This window comes from Mycetocola sp. BIGb0189 (genome assembly GCF_024810155.1).
Lineage (GTDB): Bacteria > Actinomycetota > Actinomycetes > Actinomycetales > Microbacteriaceae > Mycetocola > Mycetocola lacteus.
Window position 1 is genome coordinate 489,670 of record NZ_JANUED010000001.1, and the last position, 23,643, is coordinate 513,312.

Here is a 23,643-nt window from a genome sequence, read left to right on the forward strand (position 1 = left end):
TGTTCCGCGGCGCACCGCCAGAAAACAATTAGAGCTGTGCCGTCAACTGGGGGCAGAAAGAATCGTCGGCGAGTCGCCTGTGCTTCAAGCGTCATTCGACTTTTGTTTAAACCGGCTCGAATCTAAAAATGGGCCAATGGCCGTGTCCTATCACAATTAGTAATTAGGTCGGGTATTGATTTGGTCTTAACTAACTTGAAATACAAACGTTGACGCTTCGTCGAGACGCGTCGCCCACCCGGTTTCGTGTGTGCGCCAATCTGTTGTAATACTGAACGGATGGACTTTTTTAATGAGATAGCTCGACTGGGTTCCGACGAGCTGTGGTCCTGGATCGTGGTGCCGGTACTGATCGGCCTTGGCGTGTACTTCACGGCCCGCACCGGCATCGTCCAGGTGCGCTGGATTCCCGAGATGTTCCGCACGCTCAAGGACAAAACCCCCACCAATGAGGACGGCACCCCGCAGTCCACCTCGGCGTTCCAGGCCTTCACCATCTCCGCCGCATCACGCGTGGGTGTGGGGACCATCGCCGGGGTGGGGACCGCGATCGCGATCGGCGGCCCCGGTGCCGTGTTCTGGATGTGGGCGATGGCCCTGCTGGGCGGCGCGGCGAGCTTTGTGGAGTCCACCCTCGGTCAGCTGTACAAGGTGCGCGATCACGTCGGATTCCGCGGAGGCCCCGCGTACTACATGATGTACGGGCTGCGCTCGCGCGGGCTGGGCATCGTGTTTGCGGTCATCATGATCGCCACCTTCCCCTTCGCCTTCTCCTCGCTGCAGGCCAACACCATCAGCGCCACCGTGACCAACAGCCTGCACGTGGACCTGCCCTGGCTGCCCGCCGCGATCGGTATTGTGGTGGCGATCCTCGCCTCCCTGGTGATCTTCGGCGGGGTTCGTCGCATCGCGACCGTATCCCAGTCGGTGGTTCCGCTGATGGCGCTGCTCTACCTGCTGGTAGGTCTGGTTGTGGTCGCGCTGAACATCACCCATCTGCCCGAGGTCTTCGGGATGATCTTCAGCCAGGCATTCGGGTTCACCTCGTTTGCCGGGGGTGGGCTGGGCGTGATCATCATGACCGGCATCAAGCGCGGCATGTTCTCCAACGAGGCGGGACTGGGATCCGCCCCCAACGCCGGTGCCACCGCCGCGGTCACCCATCCGGTCAAGCAGGGCCTGGTGCAGACCCTGGGTGTGTACTTTGACACCTTCCTGGTGTGCACGGTGACCGCGTTTATTATCCTGGTGGCCAACCCCAACCTGGAGGGTGCAAAGCCCGGAATCGCGCTCACCCAGCAGGCGATGGTGGACAACCTCGGCTCCTGGTCAAACATCTTGCTCACGGTGATCATCTTCCTGCTCGCGTTCACCTCGATCCTCGGCAACTACTACTACGGCGAGGCCAACATCGAGTTCATTACCTCGAGTGCGCGGGTGCTGCTGTCCTACCGGGTACTGGTCATCGTGGCCGTATTTGTGGGATCGATCGCCTCGGCGGATCTGATCTGGAACCTTGCAGACGGCATCATGGGCATCATGGCGCTGATCAACCTGGTCTCCATCGCCCTGCTCTCGGGGGTGGCCTTCAAGTTGATGAAGGACTACGCCGACCAGCGCCGGGCTGGCCTGGATCCGGTCTTCACCCGGGATCGGCTGCCGGAGATTCGCGGCATCTCCTGCTGGCAGGACGAGGCCAGCGTGACCGGCACGATCACGCTGCCAAAGACCCCCGTGCGCGACTAGGTCTGACGCCCGCCAAAATACCCCGGACGGTTTGGTCCGGGGTATTTTTGTGGAATCTACACGCGGGCGTAGCTGAGGATGCCGGGCAGTTCGCCATCCTCGCCGAGGTCGTCGCCGCGGGCAAATGCGCCCCAGACTCGGCGGACCCGGCGGGCAGCCGTTTCAACTTCGGACCAAGTGGCACCGGTGAGGAGGGTCGCGGTGGACCAGGTCTGCTCGTCTCCGAACAGCAGCGGCAGGTCGATCGTGTGCGCGGCACCCAGCGGATTGCCCGGGGCGCTCCAGGCGATTACATAGTGGTGAGCCCGGCCCCCGGCGGCCACGTGGCGCCGCGCGAACGAACGCGACTCCGCACCGTATACCCGGCGGGTCAGAGCGGACGTGGCCGCCTTTCCCAGCAGCGGACCCACCACCGGGGTCGCCACGACACGGGCGAGTGTGGGCAGCGCCGAGATGAACAGCCGGGTTTCCTCGGCCGTATTGCCGACCAGGATATCGATTTTTGGGGCCGTGCGATCCCAGGCCGCCTCGATATCTTCCTCCGCCGGCAATGGATCCAGACCGTACTGACATCCGAACGCCATCGCGCCCTTCAAACCAAACCCTCGGCCGACCTCGACCACCCCGGGCTGAGCGGCGATGAGCGTGTCCAGCGGTGTCTCGGGGGTCAACTCCAGGGTGGCCTCAAAGAGGGCACGAGTCATCTCCTGGCGGTGATGCCGGATCCCGAACGGGGCGCTCTGCAGGATGGCTCGGGAAAACAGCTCGGGGGCCTCGGGCAGGGTCATCACATGCGCGATCGCATCGGCTCCGGCGGACTGCCCAAACGCGGTGATCCGATCGGTGTCCCCACCGAAGGCCGCGATATTGCGGCTGACCCAGCGCAGTGCGGTGATGATATCCAGTAGACCCAGGTTTGCCGGGCGAGCGGGATCCCCGTCGGGGTCGCCGAGGAATCCGAGGATGCCCAATCGATAGGTCACGGTGACCACGATCACACGCTGCTCGGCCACCAGCGGGCGCGGATCCATGACCGGGATATCCCCGCAGCCGGTGAGGTAGGAGCCGCCGTGGATCCACACCATGACCGGGACGTACTCGCCGGGGAGTAGGTCCAGCGGCGCGGTGATCGAGAGGCGCTGGCAGTCCTCGTCCTGAATGAGTGGATCGGCACCCGCGCCCAGGACTTCGGTCAGGCCCGGCGCGGGAGACTGGGGGCTGGCCGGGGCGGGCGTCTCGGCGAGAAAGGGCTCGGTGTGGTCCGCCGCCGCAACCGGGGCGGCAAACCGGGCGGCCGTGGCGTAGCGGATTCCCCGGGCGCGGATCACATCGATGTCGACAATCGCGGTGATCGGGCCGCAGGGCGGGGTGAAATCGAGAATCAACGGTGCCTCCGGAATTGTGGTGCCGGTCGGGTAACACCTACACCCTATGACCCCGATCCGTCCGGTCGGTGAAGGCGCGCAGCACGAGTACGGCCGAGGGGGCGGGCATCTCCCTAGCCCAGGAGACCGCTCTCCTGTGCTCGGACGGCGGCCTCGGTCCGCGAGCTCGCTTGTAGCTTGCGCAGGATCGCCGACACATGAACACTCGCCGTCTTGGTGCTGATATAGAGCCGCTCACCAATCTGCCGGTTATTCAGCCCCTCGGCCACCAGCTCAAGCACCTGCATTTCACGGGCCGTCAGCCGATCCTCATCGGGGGCGTGACGGATGCGACCGGGCCCGGCCAGGGCAAGTCCGCCCCGGTGGGCGCTCTCCAGAGCAGCGCTCTCCAGCAGCGTGGCTCCCAGATCGCAGGCATGCCGAATCGCCGCGGTCAGCGCCTCGGTGGCCTCGGCTCGCTCGCCCCGTTCCAGGAGGGTCTGGCCATATCGCATCGCCGTATACGCACGGTAGCGCGCCGGGGCCACCAGGGACTCGGCCGCCGCCACCGCGAGACGCCACGCCTCGGGATCCTCACCGGTACCCGAGGGCCCGCTAAGCTCGGCCTCGAAGATCGCCGTCCAAAATGACGCGGTCGGCCAGGCAGCACAGCGGGCAATGAGCTCGCGCCAGTGCTCCTCATGCGCATCCAGTTCGGCCAGGCTCAGGCCCTCGGGCAGCACCGTCTCGGGAGTGGGGGAGAGCCCCTCCGCCGCTCGCAAATATTCGGTCCGCACGTTGGCGAGCACGCGCGCCGAGACCGCCAGGAGGGTGAGATCATAGGCCGGAACCACCCGCCGATTCGGTTCGCGCAGCGGTGCCGTGGCATCCCAGGCGGCCCGAAGATCGCATACCGCCAACGCCACCTGGCCGGTTATCTCGGCCACCGCAAACCGGGTTTGCACCTCCGAATCACCCAGCACCTCCATCTGCGGGCGCCAGCGCTGTAGCAGGGTCCAGGCCCGCTGTGGATCACCTCGCCAGAGAACCGAGCGCACCTGCGAGAACCGGAGATACACGGCGTAGGCGAGTGCCGGGTGCAGCGCCAGGGTATCCTCGATCAGCGCATCCGCCTCGTCCCAGCGTCCCAGTGAGAGCAGCGGCTCAACCGCATTTGATGCCAGAATCAGCCCGATGCTGCGCTCCATGCCGATCGCCTGAGCCTGGGCGATGCCCGCGCGGGCAATCAGCACCGAATCCCGGTAGGCACCGGTGAGGGTGTGCGCATCCGAGATGAATGTCTGGTGGCGGATCAGAATCTCGGGATCCGCCTGCGCCAACTCCTCCGCCTGCGCAAACAGGTCGGTGGCCGCGTCGAGGTCACCCTCTAGGAATCGAGACATGCCCGCGTAGTCGCGGGCCAGGGACATGGCAAACATCGGTCCGGCACTTGGATTCTTCTGCTGCACGTCCGAGGCCACCGCATAGGCCTGCTCGGCGAGGGCGAAGGTTCCCTCCAGATCCGCCTCGATCATGCATCGGCCGGCCAGATCATTCAGCAAAAACGCCCGGAGCACCGGGCTGGCATCACCGGGGATCAGGCTCAGCGCCTCCTCCAGCGCCTCGCGAGAGCCCGGACGGGCCAGCCGGGTCAGATACAGCGAGCGATAGCGCAGCAGCTTGGCACGCAGGACCGGGGAGATGATCTCCGGACCGGCGAGGGCCTGGTCCACCAGTACGGCCGAACGCTCCAGATTGCCCGCATCATGCAGCGCGCACGCGGTGAAATACATCAGCTCCAGTCGGGAAACCCGGGCGACCTGCTCGGGGTCTGGAACCTGATCCCAGATGTCGAGCATGCGCTCACCAAACTGCGCGACCGAGGCGTAACCAAACGCATCGTAGGCGGCATCCTTGGCCCGCTGGGTTGCCGGGAAGGCACGCTCATAGTTGCGCGCGGCCATCCAGTGATTGGAGACCTCCGCCCAGGGTGAGGATTCGAGATTCAGGGTTTCGATGGCCTCGGCGAATCCGGCGTGAAACCGCGTGCGCTCGCCGGGGAGAAGATCGGCGGCGATTGCCTCCCGAACCAGCGCGTGCCGGAACGTATAAAAACGCTCGTCGGCCACCAGGACGTTGGCCTGAACGGCCGCGCGAGCGGAAGCATCCAGCGTCTCGGCATCTCCGGGATACACGGCGCTGACCAGCCGGTGATCCACCCGCACGCCACCCACCGCCAGCACCCGCAGCAGGGTTTGGGTTGAGGAATCCAGCGCGTCATAGCGTCCCAGGAGGAGAGAACGCAGCGAATCCGGGAGCTCGGCACCGCCGGAATCGGCGATCCCGATCAGTTCCTCAACAAAAAAGGGCACACCCTCCGAACGCTCATAAACCCGGGCCACATCCGCCGGGTCGGGCCGTGTGCCCAGGATGGCGACCACCTGCTCACCCACCTCGTGTGCCGAGAGCCGGGTGAGGTCGTGGCGGTGGACGCGTCGGGTGCGATCCAGCTCGCCGAGGAAGGCGCGCAGCGGGTGACCACGCGACACATCGTCACTGCGATATGTCAGCACCAGCAGGATGCGCTCGCGGGTGAGGGAACGCACCAGAAAACCCAGCAGTTGCAGGGTGGCACCATCGGCCCAGTGGAGGTCTTCGATCGCTAGGACCACCGGGCGTTCCCGGGAGAGGGTTTCCAGGATCAGCGCGACCGTCTCATGCAGGCGACCCGCACCGCGTGCATCAAACGCGAAGCTGGGCACGCTGTTGGTGGCGGCCGGTCCGAGGGCTGGAAGCAGCGTGGCCAGCGCGTCAATCCCGGCCCCGGCGGCCTCGCGGAGAGCGTCGGGCCCACACTGGGTTTGCAGGGATTTGAGTACCGCGGTGATCGGTGAGTATGCGGCGGGGACCGAGCCCTGATCGGTGGCTTGCCCGGTGAGTACGAGGGCTTCTGGATGAACCTGGGCGAGGAACTCGGACAGCAGTCGGGTCTTGCCAATTCCGGCCTCGCCACCCAGGATCAGGGTGCGTGGGATGCCGGTGGCGGCATCGGCAAAGACCTCGCGCAGGAGCGCGAGGTCTTTATCGCGGCCGATCAGGCGGGCACTGGTGGTGGGCAGGTTCACATCACTATCGTGCCACGATCCGGATTCTCGGGGGCGGGTTTCATCCACATCCATACGGTCAGTGCTCGGCACGGTTCTGCCGAGTACCCACTCGCGAGGGACGACCCTCACGATAGGCCTGGATCTCCTCCCGTAGAACGCGTGCGCGTTCCAGGCGCACGGTGAGTGCACGCTCTTCAAAGCGCCGAGTCGCCGAGGGGGTCGGACCCCACACATCGAACATGATGATTCCTCCTTGGATGATCACCGGGAGACGATCTTCCGGCGATGACTCAAGCATGTTCTCTGAGGTGGTGCCGCTACCTCGGGCAGGTGCCCTATCTTTCTTGGGGCACCCACCACTCGGGACCGTCCGAGATAAGGCGGTAGCTAGAGCGCGAGGAATCCGTTGAGGCGGCGGCGTGGCCGCGGTGGGGATTGGAGCGAGAGGAATCCGTTGAGGCGGCGGCGTGGCTGTGGTGGGGATTGGAGCGAGAGGAATCCTTTGAGGCGGCGGCGTGGCTGTGGTGGGGGTTAGAGCGAGAGGAATCCTTTGAGGCGGCGGGGGATCGAGGGGGCCGAATTTTCCGGCAGCGCGTCCACCGGCCACCAACGTAGGTCCTCGGATTCGTCGCTGAGCGCCAGGGTGGCAGCGGGATCCACGGTGACCGCAACCCCGATGTCCAGGTGCGAGCGGCACACCCCGAACCGGGAGGAGAGCTCATGGTGGTCGAGGTCATAGCCGATGACCGGGGTATCGGGATCCGGGGTGGTGCCGGTTTCCTCGGTGAGCTCGCGCAGCGCGGCGGCCTGGAGTGAGGCGTCGCCGTCGTCGAGGTGGCCGCCGGGCTGCACCCAGAACTGTCCCTTGGTGTGGAACACCAGCAGGGTCTGGGTGCGGTCGGGGCTGAAGACGAAACAGGACCCGGTGATGTGGCTGGGGCCGTCCTCCCGCAGCAGCGGTGCCGGGTCCAGGGCGAGATACGCGGCGAAATCGGCGTGGGCTGCGGCATCCGAGGTGCGCGCGGTGCTCGGATCGGCGAGGATCGCCAGGGCCGAGGCGTGCAGGGCGGGGCGGGTAGTGGTCATGGGATCCTCGGTTCTGAAAGCGGGACGGTGCGAGCAGGGAAGGGGTGAGCAGGGATGAGGGTGCGGGCGTGGGAACGGTAAACCCGCCGCGGCCCGTCGCCTGGCGGGTTCACTCGGTACTCGCAAGGGCACGTTCCGGGACCACATGGACAATATCGAGCGAGCTGCCTTCCAGCGTATAGCGCAGCCAGCCCGGCCGCTGGTCCCCGAGCGCCGCGGTCATATCCGACCGTTCGGGAATCGCCCCGGTGAGGCTGGGGGCGGTGATCCCGCGGATATCGGATACCCGCCAGTCCAGGTGGCGGTGGGTGTGGCCGGCGCACACGGCGACCGGTCGATGCGGGGCAAGGAGCGCCTCCAACCGGGCCGAGGCGGCCGAGGGAATCGCCATCCAACTGTCGGATTCGCCGTCGGTTTCGGGGCGTGCATCCAGGGACTCGTGGCTGAACACCAGCAGCGAACGCCCGGCCACCGCGGGCAGTGCTTCCCGCTCCAGCCACTCCCACTGTCGCTGTTCGGCGGGCAGGCCCGACCCAAGAATCTGCGCGTTGATGCCCAGTAACACCCAGCCATCGAGCTCGCGCAGCCAAAAAGACGGTCCCCACTGGGCTTCCCAGGTGAGTACTCGCGCCTCGGACACCAGGGTTCCGTGCCAGTCGGCGGGCAGTCCCGCGCGGTGCGCGTGATCGCCCACATCGTGGTTGCCCGGAACCACCAGTACCGGGGCGTCGAGGGTGGTGATGCGCGCGTGGGCCAGGGCACGGTCGGTGGGATCATCCGGGTCATCCACCACCAGATCACCGGTGATGATCACCAGGTCGGGACGCTCGCGTGCGACCGACGCATGCAGGTGGGCCCAGGCGGTTTCGGCCGCGTGGGCGCGCTGGTCGCCGCCGGAGTGGCCGAGGTGCGGATCGGAAACGTGAAACAGGGTACGGGAGGTCATGAATTCTTTTCGAAACGGGGGAGCGGGGTGGCCTCATCGAAGCCCAGGAGCGTACGCAGGGCGCGGGCGACACCGTGATCGGTGTTGGTGGCGGTGGCGCGATCGGCCGCCTGCCGGACCTCGTCCGAGGCGTTCCCCATCGCGATGCCCAGGCCCGCCGCACGCAACAAGGGCAGGTCGTTGTGTTCGTCGCCGAAGGCCACGACCCGGGCGAGGGAGTGACCGAGGGATTCGGCCCAGACGGTGGCAGCATCGGCCTTGGTGACCCGGGCCGGGGAGATCTCCACCACGCCGCCGAGCGAGTCGGTCACCGCATAGGTGTCGCCAATTTCTCGGCGGATTGCCGCGATCAGATCCCGCGGAACTCCCTCGCCCGGAGCCAGGACCAGCTGGTGGGCGGAGGTGATGGGTAGATCGCTCAGCCGGTCGGGGTGCGGGTCACGCAGCACCCCTCCGCGTGCGGTGAGATCCAGCAGACGCCGGTCGCTCCCAAACGCGGTGCCCGACTCCCAGCCAAATCCGGCATCTGGATACAGCGCCCGCAGATGGGTGATCAGTACCGCGAGTTCCTCCGGTGCCAGCGCATCCTCGTGCAGAACGTGGGTTCCGTCGGAGGAGAAAATCGCCGCCCCATTGGACACGATGACCGCGTCAAAAAGCGCCAGGGCCTCGGGATCGATGACCGCCTGGATCATCCGAAACGGCCGGGCCGAGGCGATCGCCAGGGACATGCCGTGCTCGCGGGCGAGAACCAGTGCGGCGATGGTCTCCGGGGAGACCGTTTTCTGGTTGGTGAGCAGGGTGCCATCCAGGTCGCTGACCAGCAGCGGGAACGGGGGTTTACTAGGCTGCACGGCGCACCCCGCTCGCGGTGTCGAACCGGTGGATATTGGCGGCGCGGGCCACCACCGCCACGCGCTCCTGGAGCGGCAGGGCGGCATCCACCCGGGCACGCCAGAGGGTGTCCCCGGCGCGCAGGTGCAGGATTCGGTCGGTACCCAGTAGCTCGGCAAACTCGACCCGTCCCTCGATGCGCAGGTCCCCGGATTCGGCGGTCACCCGGTCGGCGGGGAGGAAGTGCTCGGGGCGCACCCCGAGTGTGATGCCCGCCCCGGCACCGGTTTCCGATGCGGGTGCCGGGGCGAGGTTCATGTTGCCCAGGAACGCGGCCACATAGGTGGTTTCCGGCACTCGGAAAACCTCCTCGGGGGTTCCCTGCTGTTCGATGCGACCGCCGCGCATCACAACCACGCGGTCGGACATGGTCATGGCCTCGGTTTGATCGTGGGTGACGTAGAGCATGGTTGAGCCTATCCGGCGCTGCATGGAGACCAGCTCGGCTCGCATCTCGATTCGCAGCTGTGCATCCAGGTTGGACAGGGGTTCATCCATCAGCAGGATTTCGGGGTCGCGGGCCAGCGCACGGGCGATTCCCACGCGCTGGCGCTGGCCTCCGGAGAGCTGGGCGGGCAGGCGATCCATCACGTGATCGATGTGCAGCAGCTTCGCCGCGGCCAGTGCTCGGGTGTGCCGGTCCGGGGTGGACAACCCGGACATCTTGAGCGGGAACTCGATGTTCTTGGCCACGGTTTTCGCCGGGTAGAGCCCGTAGTTCTGGAACACCATCGCAACACCGCGGCGGGAGGGATGCACCGTGGTGACGTCGCGCTCGCCGATGTGTATGCTGCCTCCGGTGGCGCTTTCCAGGCCCGCGACGATGCGCAGCAGGGTGGTCTTGCCGCAGCCAGACTCCCCGAGGATCGTGGTGATCTGACCGGCCGGGGCCGTGAGCGACACCTCATTCAGGATGCGGGTGGAGGCGCGCTTTGCCCCCTCGAAGGTCTTCTCGACCGCGCGGATGTGAACCGGGGCGCTCACTAGCGGGCCGCCAGAATCTGCTCGGTCTGGGTCTGCAGGTCCTTGGCCGCGGCCTTCCCATCCTGATCGCCGCGCAGCACCTTGAGCTGGGTGTCGGTGTAAAGCTTGGAGTACTCGGCGTTCGCGGTGCCGGGCAGCGAGATCCACGGCACGGTCTTCTGATCGCGCACGGCGGCCCAGCCGGGGTTGGCCGCATAGACCGGGGCGAGCTGCTTGGGGTCGGTGATGGTGCTGGTCAGCAGCGGGATGGTTGCGGTCTTGGTCACGGTCTCGGTGACCGACTCGGGGGTCAGCAGGCTCCGCAGCGCGGTGCAGACGGCCTTCTGGCGGGAGGGATCCTTGGTGGTGATCACGAAGCCGTTGGTCGAGGTGGTAGCCACGGCCTTGCCGCCGTCGGCCGCGGGGACCGGGGCGATGCGGATGTCGGCGTTGCCGTTGGCCTTGAGCGCCGGGTAGCCCGAGGCCGAGGTGACGATCATGCCCAGCTTGCCCGAGGCGAAGGCCTCGTTGGCGTCGGCAAAGAAGTTGGTGTAGACGGGTGAGCTGCCATCCTTGGCCATGGCCGCGAAGGTGTCAAACACACTGGCCGCGGCCGGGGTGTCCACGGTGAGCTTCTTGGAGGCCGGGGTGTAGACCTGGGACCCGAGCGAGGCGAGGTAGGACTGGAAGTTGAAGTCGTTGCCGAAGTAGGCGGTGCCACCGGCCGCGCCGGTGGCCGCGATGGCCTTCGCCGCGGCGTGGAACTCGGCCAGCGTGGTGGGCGGGGTGTTGGGGTCCAGGTCCGCCTGGGTGAACAGCTTGGCGTTGTAGAACAGCGCGTTGGGGGTTACATACCAGGGCACCTGATAGACGTGCTTATTGACGGTGATTCCCGAAATCAGGTCTTTATTGAGTCCGGATTCGGCGGCGAGGCAGGCGTCGGCGGGCTGGGCCACCCCGGCGTCGATCAGGGTCTGGTAGGTCGCGTTGGTGACCCGCACGGCGTCGGGGCCGTGGCCGGCGGCGATATCCACCAGCGCCTTCTGCGCGGTGTCCACATCGGAGTCGGCGGTGAGGTTCAGGGTGACCTTGGCGGTGCTGGCGGAGGCGTTGTAGCGGTCGAAGATCCCGCGCAGCAGATCGCCGTTCTGGGCCGACTGGCCCGAGACGATCGTCACATCGGCCACCGGGGTGGCCCCGGCCGAGGCATCCGGGGTCGCGGCGGCCGAGCAGCCCGCGAGCAGGGTGATCCCGGCGAGGTAGGCCGCCAGGGCGAGGGAGCGGGAGGGGGAGAAGCGAGACATTTTATTCCTTAGGGAGGGCACAGCAGGGGGTGGGGAGGGCGGCTGCGTTAGCCGGCCTGGCCGGCGAGGGCCAGACCGCGAATGAACTGTCGTTGAGCAAAGAGGAAGGCAATCAGGAGCGGGAGGACCGAGAGGGTGGCCATCGCCATCTGGGGGCCGTAGGCGGTGACCGCATCGGAGTTGATGAACTGCACCACCCCGAACGGGATCGTGGCGGAGGAGGAGTCGGAGAGGACAAAGGAGGGCCAGAAGTAGGCGTTCCAGGCCGAGGTGATGGTGAAGACCCCGAGCGAGAGCAGGGCTGGGCGGCTCGCGGGAATCACGATCTGGATCAGCGTGGCCAGGGTGCCCGCACCATCCAGGGTCGCCGCATCAAACATCGATCCGGGCAGGGCCAGGAAGAACTGGCGCAGCAGGAAGATCGCGAAGGCCGAGCCCACAAAGGGGAGGATCAGCGCGGGCAGGGTGTTGATCAGGCCGACCTGGCGGAAGATTAGGTAGATCGGGATCGCCAACACCTGGAACGGGATCAGGATCAGCAGCCCTAGCAGCCACACGGTGATGTTGCGCCCGCGATAGCGCAGCCGGGCCATCGCGAAGGCCGCGGGCACACACACCAGCAGCTGGAGTGCGAAGGTGGCCAGGCACGCGATCAGCGAGTTGAGATAGTAGGTGCCCAGCGGCACCTGCTGGGCGACCGTCTGGAAGTTCTCCAGTGTCGGATGGGCGAGGTAGCGTCCGGCGAGAATATCGGCGGTCGGGGTAAAGGCCGAGGCGAGCATCAGGATAATCGGGGCGAGCATGTAGACGCCGCCGAGGGCGAGCAGCAGGTGGCGGACAATCTGGCCAAGAACCCTCATCGGGACCCTCCATTTTCCAAGCGGCGAGCATAGCCGGTGCGCTGGATCGCGGTCACCGCGACCGAGAGCACCAGCAGGGCGAGGGAGAGGACCGCGGCGCGGCCGATATCGAAGTAGTGCACACCCCGGTTCCAGATCGCGAAGGTCAGGGTTTCGGTCGAACCGAGCGGTCCGCCCTGGGTCATCGCGGCGATGACGTCATAGGCCTGCAGGGCCGAGCCCGCGGTCATGATGAACACAAAGATCGTGGTGGGTCCCAGCGCCGGCCAGGTCACGTGCCAGAAGCGATTCCAGCCGCCCGCGCCGTCGAGTGAGGCGCTGTCGTACTGGTCCTGCGGCAGGGTACCGAGGGCGGCCAGGTAGAGGATCGCGACCAGACCAATCTGGTGCCAGTTGCCCACCACGGTGATCGCGGCGAGTGCCAGGTTGGGATCGGAGAGCCAGTCGTGAATACCGAGGATCGGGGCAATCACCGTGTCTACGACCCCGGTGTCGGCGCGGAACATCCAGCGCCAGACCGAGGACATCGCCACCAGCGTGGTGGCCACCGGCAGGAAGTAGAGGCTGCGCCAGAACCCCTGTCCGCGGCGCAGGCCGTGAATCAGCAGCGCCACCAGCAGGCCACCGATCATCGAGGGACCGATGGTGAAGATCGCGTACAGCAGGGTGTTGCGCAGGGCCCGGGAGAACTCGGGGTGCGGGATCTCGGTGGCAAAGTTCGCTCCGCCGACAAACGAGGACGTCCCGGTCACCAGGTTGAGGTTGAAAAAGGCCAGCACCAGCACGATGACCAGCGGGGCGGCTACAAACAGGACCAGGCAGATCGTGGCCGGGGCCAGCAGCAGGTGCGGGGTGAGCCGGGCGGTGCGGGTGCTCACAGCAGGTCCCGTTCGATCCGGTCGCCGATGAGTTCAAGTCGGGCCCGATACCCGGCCGGATCGGTGTTGGTCAGCGCGATCAGCAGCGCGTCGATCGTGGCCAGATACGCCAGTCGGCTGCCCCAGGCGTCCATGCCCGAGCGGGCGGTGGTGCCACCCACCACGAGGGCGATGTCGGCGAGCTCGGCCAGCGGGGTGCGGGCGAACGAGGTGATTGCGATCACGCTGGCCCCGGCGGCCTTGGCCTCCCGGGCGACCTCGACCACGTGCGGATAGGTGCCGCCGTGCAGGATCGCCACACACACGTCCCCGGGACCGAGCTGTTGGGCGCGGATCCACTGGATCTGCGCGTCGGTGGGGGCGTCGGCGGGGTGGCCGAGGTGGGTCAGCCGGAAGGCGAGGTCCTCGGCGACCGGGCTGGTGAGGGCGGCCCCCACGGCGATCGTGTGCCGGGCACCGGAGAGTGCCCGAATGGCGCCGGCGAACGCCTCGGGATCCACCGAGTCGGCGATCGATCCCACCGCGTGCTGGGCGAGGGCCGCGACCCCGCGCAGGGTTTCGGCGGGGCTGTCGGTGGGGGACAGGGCGGGAACCGTGTCGAGGGAGGGCTCGGCCACCGCCAACGCAATCGCGAGTTCCTGATAGCCGCCAAAGCCGACATTGCGGGCGAAGCGGATGACCGTGGTCGCCGAGGTGTCGGCCCGGCTGCCCAGCTGGGAGGCGGTGGAGCCGATGACGGCCCGGGGATCGGCGAGGACCACCTCGGCGACGCGGCGTTCACTGGCGACCAGGGTGCCGAGTGCGGCGCGGATCAGGGCCACCGCGCGGGCACCGGGGGCGGTGCCGAGGTCGGGGCTCGGATCGGGGGAGGAAGTGTTCATGATGCCACGCTAAGCACGGATTCTTAACGACGTATTGCCGTAACCTAACCAATCGTTAACGTGTTACGGCATAACAAACTTCGTTTCCGAGCCACCCAAATACATAACAAACATTGGCTCATCTCACTTTCAGCTACCCCGTGAGAGCATGGCGCTATGTCGACGTCGCGCCCGGAAAATCCCGCCCACGCCCGCATTACCCGGGTCGCCTCCGGAATCCACTTCGTGGAGGGCCCCGCCTCCAACTGGGTGGTGCTCACCGATGGGGACACCGTCACGCTGGTGGACACCGGTTATCCGGCCGACCTGGCCGCGGTGGAACAGTCGCTGGAGACCTGTGCTCCCGGTGCGCGTCTCACCACGGTGCTGATCACCCACGGCCACTCCGACCACATCGGAACCCTGCCCGAGCTGACCAAAAAGTATGCTCCGAGGGTGCTGGCTGCGGCCGAGGAGATTCCCAATATTCGGCGCGAGGAGCTGCACCAGATCGGGATCGGCGACATCCTGCCGCGCCTGGCCAAACCGCGCTATGCCCGCTGGACCCTGCATGCGATCCGGGCCGGCGGGCTCGCCCCGATCGAGGTGCGCGAGGTCGAGCCGGTCGAGCCCGGCGTCGCCCTGACCCTGAGCGGACACACGGTGATTCCCCGGCTCACCCCCGGACACACGCCCGGCCACCTGGTGTTTGCGCTGCCCGATGCGAACGCACTGATTACCGGCGACGCGTTGATCACCGCGCACCCCACCGTCTCAACCAGGGGCCCCCAGGCTCTCGGTGACATTTGGCACTGGGACGCCCCGGCCGCCCGCCGGGTGTTTGCCGAGCTGGCCGAGGAAACCTGTGATCGGCTGATCATCCTGCCGGGGCACGGACCCTCGCACTTCCCCGCATAGCGGGCTACTCGTTCGGCACCCGCGCGGGAGAGTCGGGCCGGAAGCGCACGATGGCGATCAATCCTCCGCCGGTGCGAGCCCGAAGGTCTAGGGTCGCGTCGCAGCGCTCGGCGATGGCCGCGACGATGGAGAGGCCGAGGCCCCGGCCGGGATCCTCGGAGCCGCGGGCGCGCCCGGCAACCCGGAAGAAGGGTTCGCGCAGCGTGGCAATCGCCGCCGGGTCCAGCCGGGCACCGGTGTTTTCAACCCGCAGCGTCGGGACGCCGGGGGAGTCCTCGCACACGCTCACCCAGACCTCACCGGCCGAGACGTTATGACGCAGGGCGTTGTGGACGAGGTTGACGGCCAGCAGATGGATAAAACGCGAGTCCTCCACGATGCTGGTGGGCATCAGGTTTCGATTCACCTCGATGCCCCGGGACTCGGCCTCGGGGGCGGCCTCGGTGAGCACCTGGGCCAGCGCCCGGTCGAGGCGGACCTCCGCACGGTCCTCGGTGCCCGACTCCACCTCGGACAGATCCATCAGCGCATCCACGGTGCTGATGCTGCGCTCATTCATCAGGCGCAGACGCTCAAGCAGCACGGTGTTGCTCGCACGTTCTGTGGATTCGCGCGGGGACGCGCCGGGTAGGGGTGCGCGCTGCTGAGCTCCTGGCGTCGATTCGCGAGGGCCGGCATCAGGCACGGCTTCGCGCGCGGCTGCGTCCGGCACGCCGCCCGCCGCCCCGAGCGCCACATCCAGCATCGCCCGGGTGGTGGCCAGCGGGGTACGCAACTCATGCGAGGCGTTGGCAGCAAAGCGCCGCTGGGCCCCGAAGGATGCCTCCAGCTCGCCCATCATCTTGTCGAAGGAGTCGGCCAGCTCGGTGATTTCATCTTCGGGACCGGTGAAGGCCAGTCGGTGATCCAGCTTGCCGTCGGCGGCGAGGGTCGTGGCGCGCCCGATCTCCCGCAGCGGACGCAGCATCCGTCCGGCCAGGTACCAGCCGAGCCAGGCCCCGGCGATGATCAGCAGCACAACGATCACGATGGCGGCGATCAGAAACAGCCGCTGGAGATCCGCGCGGGAGGACACCAGAAGCCCGGGAACCCCCAGACTGTTGGCGGCCACCCCCGAATCTAGCTGGGTCGCCGCCGGGAGCTGGGTTTCCGACGGAAGCGGGTGCACCGGCGCAACCCCGGTGATCGTGGGCGCCGAGGGCACCCCCTCCTCCACCGCAAATGAATAGCTGGGGAGCAGCCCCAGCACCACGTAGAGCACACTCAGCATCAGGATCCCCGAGGCCGTGAGCACCGCCGAATAGGTGAGGGCCAGGCGGGTGCGGATGGTCAGGCGAAAGCGTCGGCCCGAGACCGGTCTAGTGGGGAGTCTCACGGCCGGGTTCTCCCGTCTCGATGGCGTAGCCCACACCGGGAACGGTGCGGATCAGCCAGGGCTCGCCGAGCTTTCGACGCAGCGTGCTGATGGTGACCTTAACCGAGTTGGTAAAGGGGTTCGCGTTTTCATCCCAGGCACGCTCAAGCAGGGTTTCGGCGCTGATCACCGTGCCGGGATCGCGCATCAGCACCTCCAGGACCGCAAACTCCTTGCGGGCCAGGCGGATGAAACGGCCGCCGCGGGTCGCCTCGAAGCGGATCGGGTCCAGGCACAGATCCCCGGCGTTGAGCACCGGCGGGCGGGCCGAAAAGCGGCGCCGGGACAGGGCTCGTACGCGGGCGATCAGCTCGGGAAACTCGAATGGTTTGGGAAGGTAGTCGTCGGCACCGATGGCCAGCCCATCCACCCGATCAGCCAGGGCGCGGGCGGCGGTGAGCATCAGGATTGCGGGGCGTTCGGGACGCTGGTTGAGCCGTCGGCACACCTCATCGCCGTGAATAACCGGGATATCGCGATCCAGCAGCACCACCTCGTACTCGGTGATGTCGATGGCAAACAGGGCGGCCTCGCCGTCGCTGACCACGTCCACGGCGATCGCGTTGGCCTCCAGGCCCGCGCTGATCGCCTCGGCCAGGAACGGCTCGTCCTCCACCACTAAAACCCGCATCGCTCTCCTCGACTATCTCACTACATCTCATCATGATCGCGGTTAGTAAATGGTAAACGGTTCGCCTTACGCCCTCATGACCCCGACCTCGATGAGATGGCTTCTGCCCCGCAGAGTGCGGGAACCCGTCGAAAGGACACCCCATGTCGATCACACTCCTTCCCTCCCTGCGTCGCACCGGGTGGGCCGCGCTGGGTGCCGGCGCGCTCATCCTGCTGAGCGCCTGCACCGCCGGTGGCGCGCAGCCCGGCGATGCGAATCCCGGCGAGGCACAGCCCAGCCACAACGCCGAGATCAAGAGCGGAACCTTCGAACAGGAGATGGCCAAGTGGCAGGCGGATCTGTCGGCCTGCATGAAGTCCAAGGGCGTAGACCTGCCCACCCCACCGCCGGCGAAGGAGGGTGAGGCACAGACCCTCACCGAAATTGATCCCAGCCAGGTGGATGTGGAGGCGCTGAGCAAGGCGAACCGCGAGTGCATGAAAACCATCGGGCAGCCCCCGGTCAACCCCAATGAGCCCAAGCCCGAGGAGATGCAGAAGATGCAGCTGATCTTTGCCAAGTGCATGCGCGATGCCGGCTACGACTTCCCGGACCCCGCCCCGGCCCCCGAGGGTGGCAACGCGGGCATGGCCGGTGCGGCGCCGATTCGTCCCGGTGACTATGACGAGAAGACCATGGAGGCCTGCGGCACCAAGGCCGGGTTCACCAAGAAGGGGTCGAACTAGTGGCCTCGGCACGCAGACGCACCAGACTCTGGATTGCCGCGGCGCTGGTGGTCACCATCGGCTGCGGTGGAACGGCGGCGCTGGTGTGGGCGGGCAATGCCGCCCCCAAACCCGCGGCGAGTGAGCAGGGCCCGGCCCCGCAAACCGTAGTGGCCGAACGCACCGACCTGGTGGAACGCTCCCGCGGTAACGGCCAGCTGGGGTATGACGATCCGCGCACCGTGGGCTCCACGGGCCCGGGCACGATTACCCGGATGGGTGATATCGGTGCCGTGGTGGAGCGCGGCGGCGAGCTGTTCCGGATCGATGATCTGCCGGTCAACCTGCTGATCGGCGACCTGCCGATGTGGCGCAGCTTCACCCCGGGGATGTCCGATGGGGCCGATGTGTTGATGCTTGAGGAGAACCTGCGCGACCTCGGCTTCTTTACCGATACCCCGGATAGGAAGTTCACCGAGCGCACCCAGAAGGCCATCTCGGCCTGGCAGAAAAAGCTGGGGCGGGAGCGAACCGGATCGATCGAGCCGGGGCAGGTGGTGTTTGCCACCGGCGCGCTGCGGATCGCCGGGCAGAACGCAAAGATCGGCGACCCCGCCTCACCCGCGGTGCTCGCGGTCACCGGGACCACCAAGAGCGTGAGCGTGGACCTCGAACCCCAGCTCGCCTCGGCCGCTCCCAAGGACGGCGAGGTTCAGGTCCAGCTGCCCGATGGGAAAACCTTCACCGGGAAGGTCACCTCGGTGGGGGCGGCGCGGGAGACCGACGCCGGGCCTACCGGGAAGGCCCTGCGCATCCCGATCACCATTACCCCGGTGGATCAGGCCGAAACCGGCACCTACGCGGATGTCAAGGTGTCGGTGTCGTTCCAGCGCGTGGTGGCCACGGACGCCCTGCTGGTTCCCACCGCCGCCCTGCTCGCCACCCCCGGTGGCGGACACAGCGTCGAGGTGCTCCGCGGGGGCAAGCGGGTTCGAGTGGCGGTCACTCCCGGGTCCTTCGCCGACGGGCGCGTCAGCATCGATGAGGGCGACGTCAAAGAGGGCGACAAGGTGGTGATTTCGTGAGTACCCCGATGATCGAGCTGGTCGGGGTGAGTCGTGAGTACGGGTCCCCGCCCACCCGCGCCCTGGACGGGGTGAGCCTGCGCGTGGACCGCGGCGAGCTGGTGGCGATCGTGGGGCCCAGCGGCTCGGGCAAGTCCACCCTGCTCAACCTGATCGGAACCCTGGATCGGGCCAGCGGCGGACAGACCCGGGTGGCCGGATTCGCCGTGGAGAAGCTCAGCGACCGTCAGCTGAGCGCCCTGCGCGCCTACAGTATCGGGTTTGTGTTCCAGCAGTTTCAGCTCTCCGAGGGCGTGAGCGCGCTGGACAATGTGGCGTCCGGACTGCTCTACACCGGCAAGCCGGTACGGGAACGGCGGGCCGTGGCGACCCAGGCGCTGGAGCGGGTGGGGCTCGGACACCGGCTGGGCCATCGCCCGGCCCAGATGTCCGGCGGCGAGCGGCAGCGGGTGGCCATTGCACGGGCCATGGTACGCAACCCCGACCTGCTGCTGGCCGATGAGCCCACCGGGAGCCTCGATTCGCGCTCGGGAGAGATCGTGGTGGAGATCCTGCGCGAGCTGCATGCGGCTGGGACGACCGTGGTGGTCATCACCCACGATCGCGATCTGGCCGCGCGGCTGCCCCGCCGGGTGTCGATCCGCGACGGCCGGATCGAGAGCGACGAGCGCGACGCCGAACCGGTGGTGGCCGCATGAGCGCGCTACCCAAGTCCCGCCTGCGCGCGGGGGACCTGGTGGCGCTGGGCCTGCACGGGGTGCGCGTGCACCCGATGCGGGCGGCGCTCTCGGCCCTGGGCATCGCGATCGGTATCGCGGCGATGATCGCGGTGATCGGAATCTCCACGTCGAGCCAGGCCGCCGTGCGGGAGAAGCTTGCGGCTCTGGGCACCAACCTGCTCACGATCAGCGCGGGCAAGGACCTGCTGGGCGGCGACACCAAGCTGCCCCCGGATGCCGGCACCCGCGTGCTGCGGATCGACGGCGTCGAGTCCTCGGGATGGACCGCGAGCATCGACTACCACGTGTACCGCAATGAGCTCACGCCCGCCGGGGAAACCGGTGGACTGCGGGTGCGGGTGGCCGGGGGAGACCTGCTGAAAACCACCGGGACCGAGCTGGCCTCGGGACGCTGGTTCAACGTCGTCACCGAAAAGCAGGACCTGGTGGTGCTGGGATCGGGGGCGGCCGAGGCGCTGGGCATTACCGAGCCCGGGGTGCAGGTGTGGCTGGGCGGCCAGAACTTCACGGTGCTGGGCATCCTGAACCCCTCGCTACTGACCCCCGAGCTGAACTCCAGCGCGCTGATCGGACCCGGGGTGGCCGCCGCCAGGTTCAACTTTGACGGGTCCCCGATGGTGCTCTACGAGCGCTCCACCGAGGATCGGGTGCCCGCGGTGCGCGAGCTACTGCCGGCCACGATCAACCCCGAAGCCCCGAATGAGATCAGCGTGAGCAGGCCCTCGGATGCGCTTGCGGCCAAAAACACCGTGGATCAGGCCTTCACCGGCCTGTTGATCGGGGTCGGGTCGATCGCGCTGCTGGTGGGCGGGATCGGCGTGGCCAACACCATGGTGATCACCGTGCTGGAGCGTCGCCGGGAGATCGGGCTGCGTCGGTCCCTGGGTGCCACTCGGGGGCACATTCGCAATCAGTTCCTGATGGAGGCGGTGCTGTTGGCGCTGCTCGGCGGGCTCGCCGGGGCCGGGGCCGGGTTCGCGGTCACCGCGATCGTGGCGGCCTCCAACGGATGGAAGCTCGAGGTTCCACTCGCGGTACTGGCCGCCGGAGTCCTGGCCACGGTGGTGGTCGGGGCAATCGCCGGGGTGCTGCCGGCGCTGCGCGCGGCCCGCACCTCGCCCGCGGTGGCGCTGGGCGGCTAGGCCTTTCCACCGCCGTGAACTCGGCCCGACCACCGTAGTGGTCGGGCCGAGCGCCGTGGGTGCGGTGGCGCTGGGCGGCTAGGCCCCCACGTAGGCGGCGAGGTGCTCGCCGGTCAGGGTCGAGCGCGCGGCCACCAGGTCGGCGGGGGTGCCCTCGAACACGATCGATCCGCCGTCGTGGCCGGCACCCGGGCCCACGTCGATGATCCAGTCGGCGTGGGCCATCACGGCCTGGTGATGCTCGGTCACGATCACGGACTTGCCGGACTCAACCAGACGATCCAGCAGACCCAGCAGGGCCTGGACATCGGCCAGGTGCAGGCCGGTGGTGGGCTCGTCCAGCACATAGACGTCGCCGTCCTCGGCCATCTGCACGGCGAGCTTGAGCCGCTGGCGCTCGCCGCCGGAGAGGGTCGTGAGCGGCTGTCCCAGGCTGATATAGCCGATGCCCACATCCACCAGCCGGTCGAGGATCTTGAGGGCGGCCGGGGTACGTGCCTCGCCCTCGGCAAAGAAGGCGGCGGCCTCGGCGATGGGCATCGCCAGGACCTCGGCAATGTTTTTGCCTCCGAGGGTGAAGTCCAGCACCTCGGCGAGGAAGCGCTTGCCGCCACAGACCTCACAGGTGCTGGCGACGCTGGCCATCATGCCCAGATCGGTATAGATCACTCCGGCACCATTACAGGTGGGGCAGGCCCCCTCGGAGTTGGCACTGAACAGCGCGGGCTTGACCCCGTTGGCCTTGGCAAACGCCTTGCGGATCGGCTCCAGCAGCCCGGTATAGGTCGCCGGGTTCGAGCGTCGCGATCCCCGAATCGCGCCCTGATCCACGGTGACCACCCCGGCATCCCGGGGAATCGAGCCGTGGATCAGCGAGCTCTTGCCCGAGCCGGCCACGCCGGTGATCACGGTGAGGATGCCCAGCGGAATATCCACGTCCACGTTCTTGAGGTTGTGGGTGCTCGCCCCGCGAATCGCCAGTGCGCCGGTGGATTTCCGCACCGATTCCTTGAGGTGCGCGCGGTCATCCAGGTGATGCCCGGTGAGGGTGTCGCTGGCGCGCAGCCCCTCGACCGTGCCTGTGAAGCAGATCTCACCACCGGCGCTGCCCGCCCGCGGACCCATGTCGACCACGTGGTCGGCAATCGCAATGGTCTCGGGCTTATGCTCCACCACGACCACCGTGTTGCCCTTATCGCGCAGGCGCAGCAGCAGCGTGTTCATCCGGGCGATATCGTGGGGGTGCAGGCCGATGGTGGGCTCATCGAAGATGTAGGTCACGTCGGTCAGCGAGGATCCCAGGTGGCGGATCATCTTGGTGCGCTGCGCCTCACCGCCGGAGAGGGTGCCCGCCGGACGATCCAGGGTCAGATACCCCAGGCCGATCTCCACAAACGAATCCAACGCGCCGCCCAGGGTTTCCAGCAGCGGGGCGACGCTCGGGTCATCCAGCCCGCGCACCCACTCGGCGAGGTCGCTGATCTGCATCGCGCAGGCATCGGCAATGTTGATTCCGGCGATCTTTGAGGACCGCGCGCCCTCGTTCAGGCGCGTGCCCTGGCAGTCGGGGCACGTGGTGAAGGTCACCGCTCGATCCACAAACGCCCGGATATGCGGCTGCATTGCCTCACGGTCCTTGCTGAGCATGGACTTGCGCAGCTTGGGGATCAGCCCCTCATAGGTCATGTTGATGTCGCCGATCTTGACCTTCACCGGATCCTTATAGAGGAACGCGGTCATTTCCTTCTCGGTGAACTCGCGGATCGGCTTATCCGGGCTGAAGAAGCCCGAACCGGTGAAGATCTTGACGCCCCAGCCGTCGGCCGTGTAGCCGGGGATGGTGAGGGCGCCCTCGTTGAGGGACTTGGAGTCGTCAAAGAGCTGGGTCAGGTCGAGGTCGTTGACCTTGCCCATGCCCTCACAGCGTGGGCACATGCCGCCGGTCACCGAGAATTCGCGGCGCTCCTTGACGGTGCGGCCCTCCTTCTGGATGGTGACCGCGCCGGCCCCGGACACTGAGGGCACATTGAAGGCGAAGGCCTGCGGGGAGCCGATGTGGGGCTGACCCAGGCGGCTGAACAGGATGCGCAACATCGGGGTCGCGTCGGTTGCGGTGCCCACGGTGGAGCGTGAGTTCGATCCCATCCGCTCCTGATCCACGATGATCGCGGTGGTGATCCCCGAGAGCACGTCCACATCCGGGCGGCCCACGCTGGGCATGAATCCCTGCAGGAACGCGCTGTAGGTCTCGTTAATCATGCGCTGAGACTCGGCGGCGATGGTCCCAAAAACCAGCGAGCTCTTCCCCGAGCCGGACACCCCGGTGAACACGGTGAGGCGGCGCTTGGGGATGTCAACGCTCACGTCTTTGAGGTTGTTTTCGCGGGCACCGATGACCCGGATCAGATCGTGGCTGTCTGCTGCGTGGGGGACGGTGCTCATGGGGTGCCTTCCGAACGGGATCACATGCACCGCGCGCAGTCGCCAGCGAAACGCGCGGTATCTTTCGATTGTGATGGTCCGCGGGTCTGCTGTCCAGCCGGTGGCGCGCGGGCGTGGGTTCAAAGCCGCCCCGGACAAGAAAAACCCCCTTGCCGTAATCCGGAGATTCGGCGAGGGGATCCTTCTATCAGGCGAGCGAGGGACCTTGTCCTCGCAGTGACTGCAACGTATCACGGTTCGGGGCCGTGATGGCATTTTCTACTGAACTTGTCCTAGTTCTGTCCAAACATTGACGATTCGCAGGTCACTGTATTGGGGAGCATGGGGCGCGCTTTGAGGCTCTACCGCTGGAATGCAAGCCTGTCCGCAGCCTGGGCGGAGACGCTGGCCCACACAGAGATCTTCCTGCGAAACCGGATTGACCTGTGTTTACGTGAATGGAATGCGGCCACTGGCGGTAGGGGAGACGGTGCTTCTTATCCGCCCGAGTGGACTTTTCGGGCCGCGCGCCCGTTGCACTCTCTGCTTGCACGTCCGCTCGACAGTGCGCGACGCC

At 67.1% G+C, this 23,643-nt stretch carries 20 protein-coding genes; 6 read left to right on the forward strand and 14 right to left on the reverse strand.

All coding sequences use genetic code 11. From position 1 onward, the window contains the following. The first annotated feature begins 279 nt into the window (after positions 1 to 279). Complete coding sequence (locus M2390_RS02185) at positions 280 to 1,746, forward strand: sodium:alanine symporter family protein (protein ID WP_259176704.1); 1,467 nt, start codon at positions 280 to 282, stop codon at positions 1,744 to 1,746. A gap of 56 nt (positions 1,747 to 1,802) precedes the next feature. On the opposite strand, the gene M2390_RS02190 is transcribed toward M2390_RS02185, so the two are convergent. The 11 genes from M2390_RS02190 to M2390_RS02240 all read right to left on the reverse strand — a co-directional run bounded on the left by M2390_RS02190 (position 1,803) and on the right by M2390_RS02240 (position 14,029). Beyond that, entirely contained in the window at positions 1,803 to 3,131 is a 1,329-nt protein-coding gene (locus M2390_RS02190; protein ID WP_310503957.1) for a carboxylesterase family protein, read from the reverse strand. A gap of 113 nt (positions 3,132 to 3,244) precedes the next feature. Continuing rightward, entirely contained in the window at positions 3,245 to 6,235 is a 2,991-nt protein-coding gene (locus M2390_RS02195) for a helix-turn-helix transcriptional regulator (RefSeq protein ID WP_259176706.1), read from the reverse strand. A gap of 58 nt (positions 6,236 to 6,293) precedes the next feature. Beyond that, complete coding sequence (locus M2390_RS02200; RefSeq protein ID WP_259176708.1) at positions 6,294 to 6,458, reverse strand: hypothetical protein; 165 nt, start codon at positions 6,456 to 6,458, stop codon at positions 6,294 to 6,296. A gap of 290 nt (positions 6,459 to 6,748) precedes the next feature. Next, on the reverse strand, positions 6,749 to 7,303 hold the full coding sequence (locus tag M2390_RS02205; protein WP_259176709.1) for an NUDIX hydrolase: 555 nt from the start codon (positions 7,301 to 7,303) through the stop codon (positions 6,749 to 6,751). A gap of 109 nt (positions 7,304 to 7,412) precedes the next feature. Continuing rightward, positions 7,413 to 8,249 carry a metallophosphoesterase gene (locus tag M2390_RS02210; RefSeq protein ID WP_259176710.1) on the reverse strand — a complete coding sequence of 279 codons (837 nt, stop codon included), beginning with the start codon at positions 8,247 to 8,249 and terminating at the stop codon, positions 7,413 to 7,415. After that, positions 8,246 to 9,103 carry a Cof-type HAD-IIB family hydrolase gene (locus tag M2390_RS02215; protein WP_259176711.1) on the reverse strand — a complete coding sequence of 286 codons (858 nt, stop codon included), beginning with the start codon at positions 9,101 to 9,103 and terminating at the stop codon, positions 8,246 to 8,248. The genes M2390_RS02210 and M2390_RS02215 overlap by 4 nt, the downstream gene beginning before the upstream one ends. Further along, positions 9,093 to 10,127, reverse strand: a complete 1,035-nt coding sequence (locus M2390_RS02220; protein ID WP_259176712.1) for an ABC transporter ATP-binding protein — start codon at positions 10,125 to 10,127, stop codon at positions 9,093 to 9,095. The genes M2390_RS02215 and M2390_RS02220 overlap by 11 nt, the downstream gene beginning before the upstream one ends. Then, positions 10,127 to 11,410 carry an extracellular solute-binding protein gene (locus M2390_RS02225; protein WP_259176713.1) on the reverse strand — a complete coding sequence of 428 codons (1,284 nt, stop codon included), beginning with the start codon at positions 11,408 to 11,410 and terminating at the stop codon, positions 10,127 to 10,129. Before M2390_RS02225 ends, M2390_RS02220 begins: the two co-directional genes overlap by 1 nt. 47 nt (positions 11,411 to 11,457) lie before the next feature. Further along, on the reverse strand, positions 11,458 to 12,270 hold the full coding sequence (locus tag M2390_RS02230) for a carbohydrate ABC transporter permease (RefSeq protein WP_259176715.1): 813 nt from the start codon (positions 12,268 to 12,270) through the stop codon (positions 11,458 to 11,460). Continuing rightward, positions 12,267 to 13,148, reverse strand: a complete 882-nt coding sequence (locus M2390_RS02235; protein WP_259176717.1) for a carbohydrate ABC transporter permease — start codon at positions 13,146 to 13,148, stop codon at positions 12,267 to 12,269. Before M2390_RS02235 ends, M2390_RS02230 begins: the two co-directional genes overlap by 4 nt. Continuing rightward, complete coding sequence (locus M2390_RS02240) at positions 13,145 to 14,029, reverse strand: MurR/RpiR family transcriptional regulator (protein ID WP_051701491.1); 885 nt, start codon at positions 14,027 to 14,029, stop codon at positions 13,145 to 13,147. Before M2390_RS02240 ends, M2390_RS02235 begins: the two co-directional genes overlap by 4 nt. Before the next feature lie 156 nt (positions 14,030 to 14,185). Between M2390_RS02240 and M2390_RS02245 the strand changes: the two genes are divergently transcribed. Then, complete coding sequence (locus M2390_RS02245) at positions 14,186 to 14,926, forward strand: MBL fold metallo-hydrolase (protein ID WP_259176720.1); 741 nt, start codon at positions 14,186 to 14,188, stop codon at positions 14,924 to 14,926. A gap of 4 nt (positions 14,927 to 14,930) precedes the next feature. On the opposite strand, the gene M2390_RS02250 is transcribed toward M2390_RS02245, so the two are convergent. Both M2390_RS02250 and M2390_RS02255 read right to left on the reverse strand, forming a co-directional pair. Next, complete coding sequence (locus M2390_RS02250; protein ID WP_259176722.1) at positions 14,931 to 16,301, reverse strand: cell wall metabolism sensor histidine kinase WalK; 1,371 nt, start codon at positions 16,299 to 16,301, stop codon at positions 14,931 to 14,933. After that, positions 16,285 to 16,971: a response regulator transcription factor gene (locus M2390_RS02255; RefSeq protein WP_259176723.1), complete on the reverse strand. Its 687-nt coding sequence runs from the start codon at positions 16,969 to 16,971 to the stop codon at positions 16,285 to 16,287. Before M2390_RS02255 ends, M2390_RS02250 begins: the two co-directional genes overlap by 17 nt. Before the next feature lie 143 nt (positions 16,972 to 17,114). On the opposite strand from M2390_RS02255, the gene M2390_RS02260 reads away from it, so the two are divergent. Genes M2390_RS02260 through M2390_RS02275 form a run of 4 tightly spaced genes read left to right on the forward strand, consistent with a single transcriptional unit; the run spans position 17,115 to position 20,645 of the window. Further along, positions 17,115 to 17,699 (forward strand): hypothetical protein, encoded by a 585-nt coding sequence (locus M2390_RS02260; protein WP_259176724.1) that lies wholly within the window; start codon positions 17,115 to 17,117, stop codon positions 17,697 to 17,699. Then, positions 17,699 to 18,763, forward strand: coding sequence for a peptidoglycan-binding protein (locus tag M2390_RS02265; RefSeq protein ID WP_259176725.1), 1,065 nt, complete (start codon positions 17,699 to 17,701; stop codon positions 18,761 to 18,763). The genes M2390_RS02260 and M2390_RS02265 overlap by 1 nt, the downstream gene beginning before the upstream one ends. An 8-nt stretch (positions 18,764 to 18,771) precedes the next feature. Beyond that, on the forward strand, positions 18,772 to 19,461 hold the full coding sequence (locus tag M2390_RS02270) for an ABC transporter ATP-binding protein (protein WP_259176809.1): 690 nt from the start codon (positions 18,772 to 18,774) through the stop codon (positions 19,459 to 19,461). Continuing rightward, positions 19,458 to 20,645, forward strand: a complete 1,188-nt coding sequence (locus M2390_RS02275; RefSeq protein ID WP_259176726.1) for an ABC transporter permease — start codon at positions 19,458 to 19,460, stop codon at positions 20,643 to 20,645. The genes M2390_RS02270 and M2390_RS02275 overlap by 4 nt, the downstream gene beginning before the upstream one ends. Before the next feature lie 78 nt (positions 20,646 to 20,723). Here the strand turns inward: M2390_RS02275 and M2390_RS02280 are convergent, their stop codons facing one another. After that, positions 20,724 to 23,087: an excinuclease ABC subunit UvrA gene (locus M2390_RS02280; protein WP_259176727.1), complete on the reverse strand. Its 2,364-nt coding sequence runs from the start codon at positions 23,085 to 23,087 to the stop codon at positions 20,724 to 20,726. Positions 23,088 to 23,643: the final 556 nt, after the last annotated feature.

Coding starts and splice junctions, on each gene's coding strand:
- M2390_RS02185 (WP_259176704.1), top strand. CDS start 280: ATGGACTTTTTTAATGAGATAGCTCGACTGGGTTCCGACGAGCTGTGG.
- M2390_RS02200 (WP_259176708.1), bottom strand. CDS start 6,458: ATGTTCGATGTGTGGGGTCCGACCCCCTCGGCGACTCGGCGCTTTGAA.
- M2390_RS02205 (WP_259176709.1), bottom strand. CDS start 7,303: ATGACCACTACCCGCCCCGCCCTGCACGCCTCGGCCCTGGCGATCCTC.
- M2390_RS02210 (WP_259176710.1), bottom strand. CDS start 8,249: ATGACCTCCCGTACCCTGTTTCACGTTTCCGATCCGCACCTCGGCCAC.
- M2390_RS02225 (WP_259176713.1), bottom strand. CDS start 11,410: ATGTCTCGCTTCTCCCCCTCCCGCTCCCTCGCCCTGGCGGCCTACCTC.
- M2390_RS02230 (WP_259176715.1), bottom strand. CDS start 12,270: ATGAGGGTTCTTGGCCAGATTGTCCGCCACCTGCTGCTCGCCCTCGGC.
- M2390_RS02240 (WP_051701491.1), bottom strand. CDS start 14,029: ATGAACACTTCCTCCCCCGATCCGAGCCCCGACCTCGGCACCGCCCCC.
- M2390_RS02245 (WP_259176720.1), top strand. CDS start 14,186: ATGTCGACGTCGCGCCCGGAAAATCCCGCCCACGCCCGCATTACCCGG.
- M2390_RS02255 (WP_259176723.1), bottom strand. CDS start 16,971: ATGCGGGTTTTAGTGGTGGAGGACGAGCCGTTCCTGGCCGAGGCGATC.
- M2390_RS02260 (WP_259176724.1), top strand. CDS start 17,115: ATGTCGATCACACTCCTTCCCTCCCTGCGTCGCACCGGGTGGGCCGCG.
- M2390_RS02270 (WP_259176809.1), top strand. CDS start 18,772: ATGATCGAGCTGGTCGGGGTGAGTCGTGAGTACGGGTCCCCGCCCACC.
- M2390_RS02275 (WP_259176726.1), top strand. CDS start 19,458: ATGAGCGCGCTACCCAAGTCCCGCCTGCGCGCGGGGGACCTGGTGGCG.
- M2390_RS02280 (WP_259176727.1), bottom strand. CDS start 23,087: ATGAGCACCGTCCCCCACGCAGCAGACAGCCACGATCTGATCCGGGTC.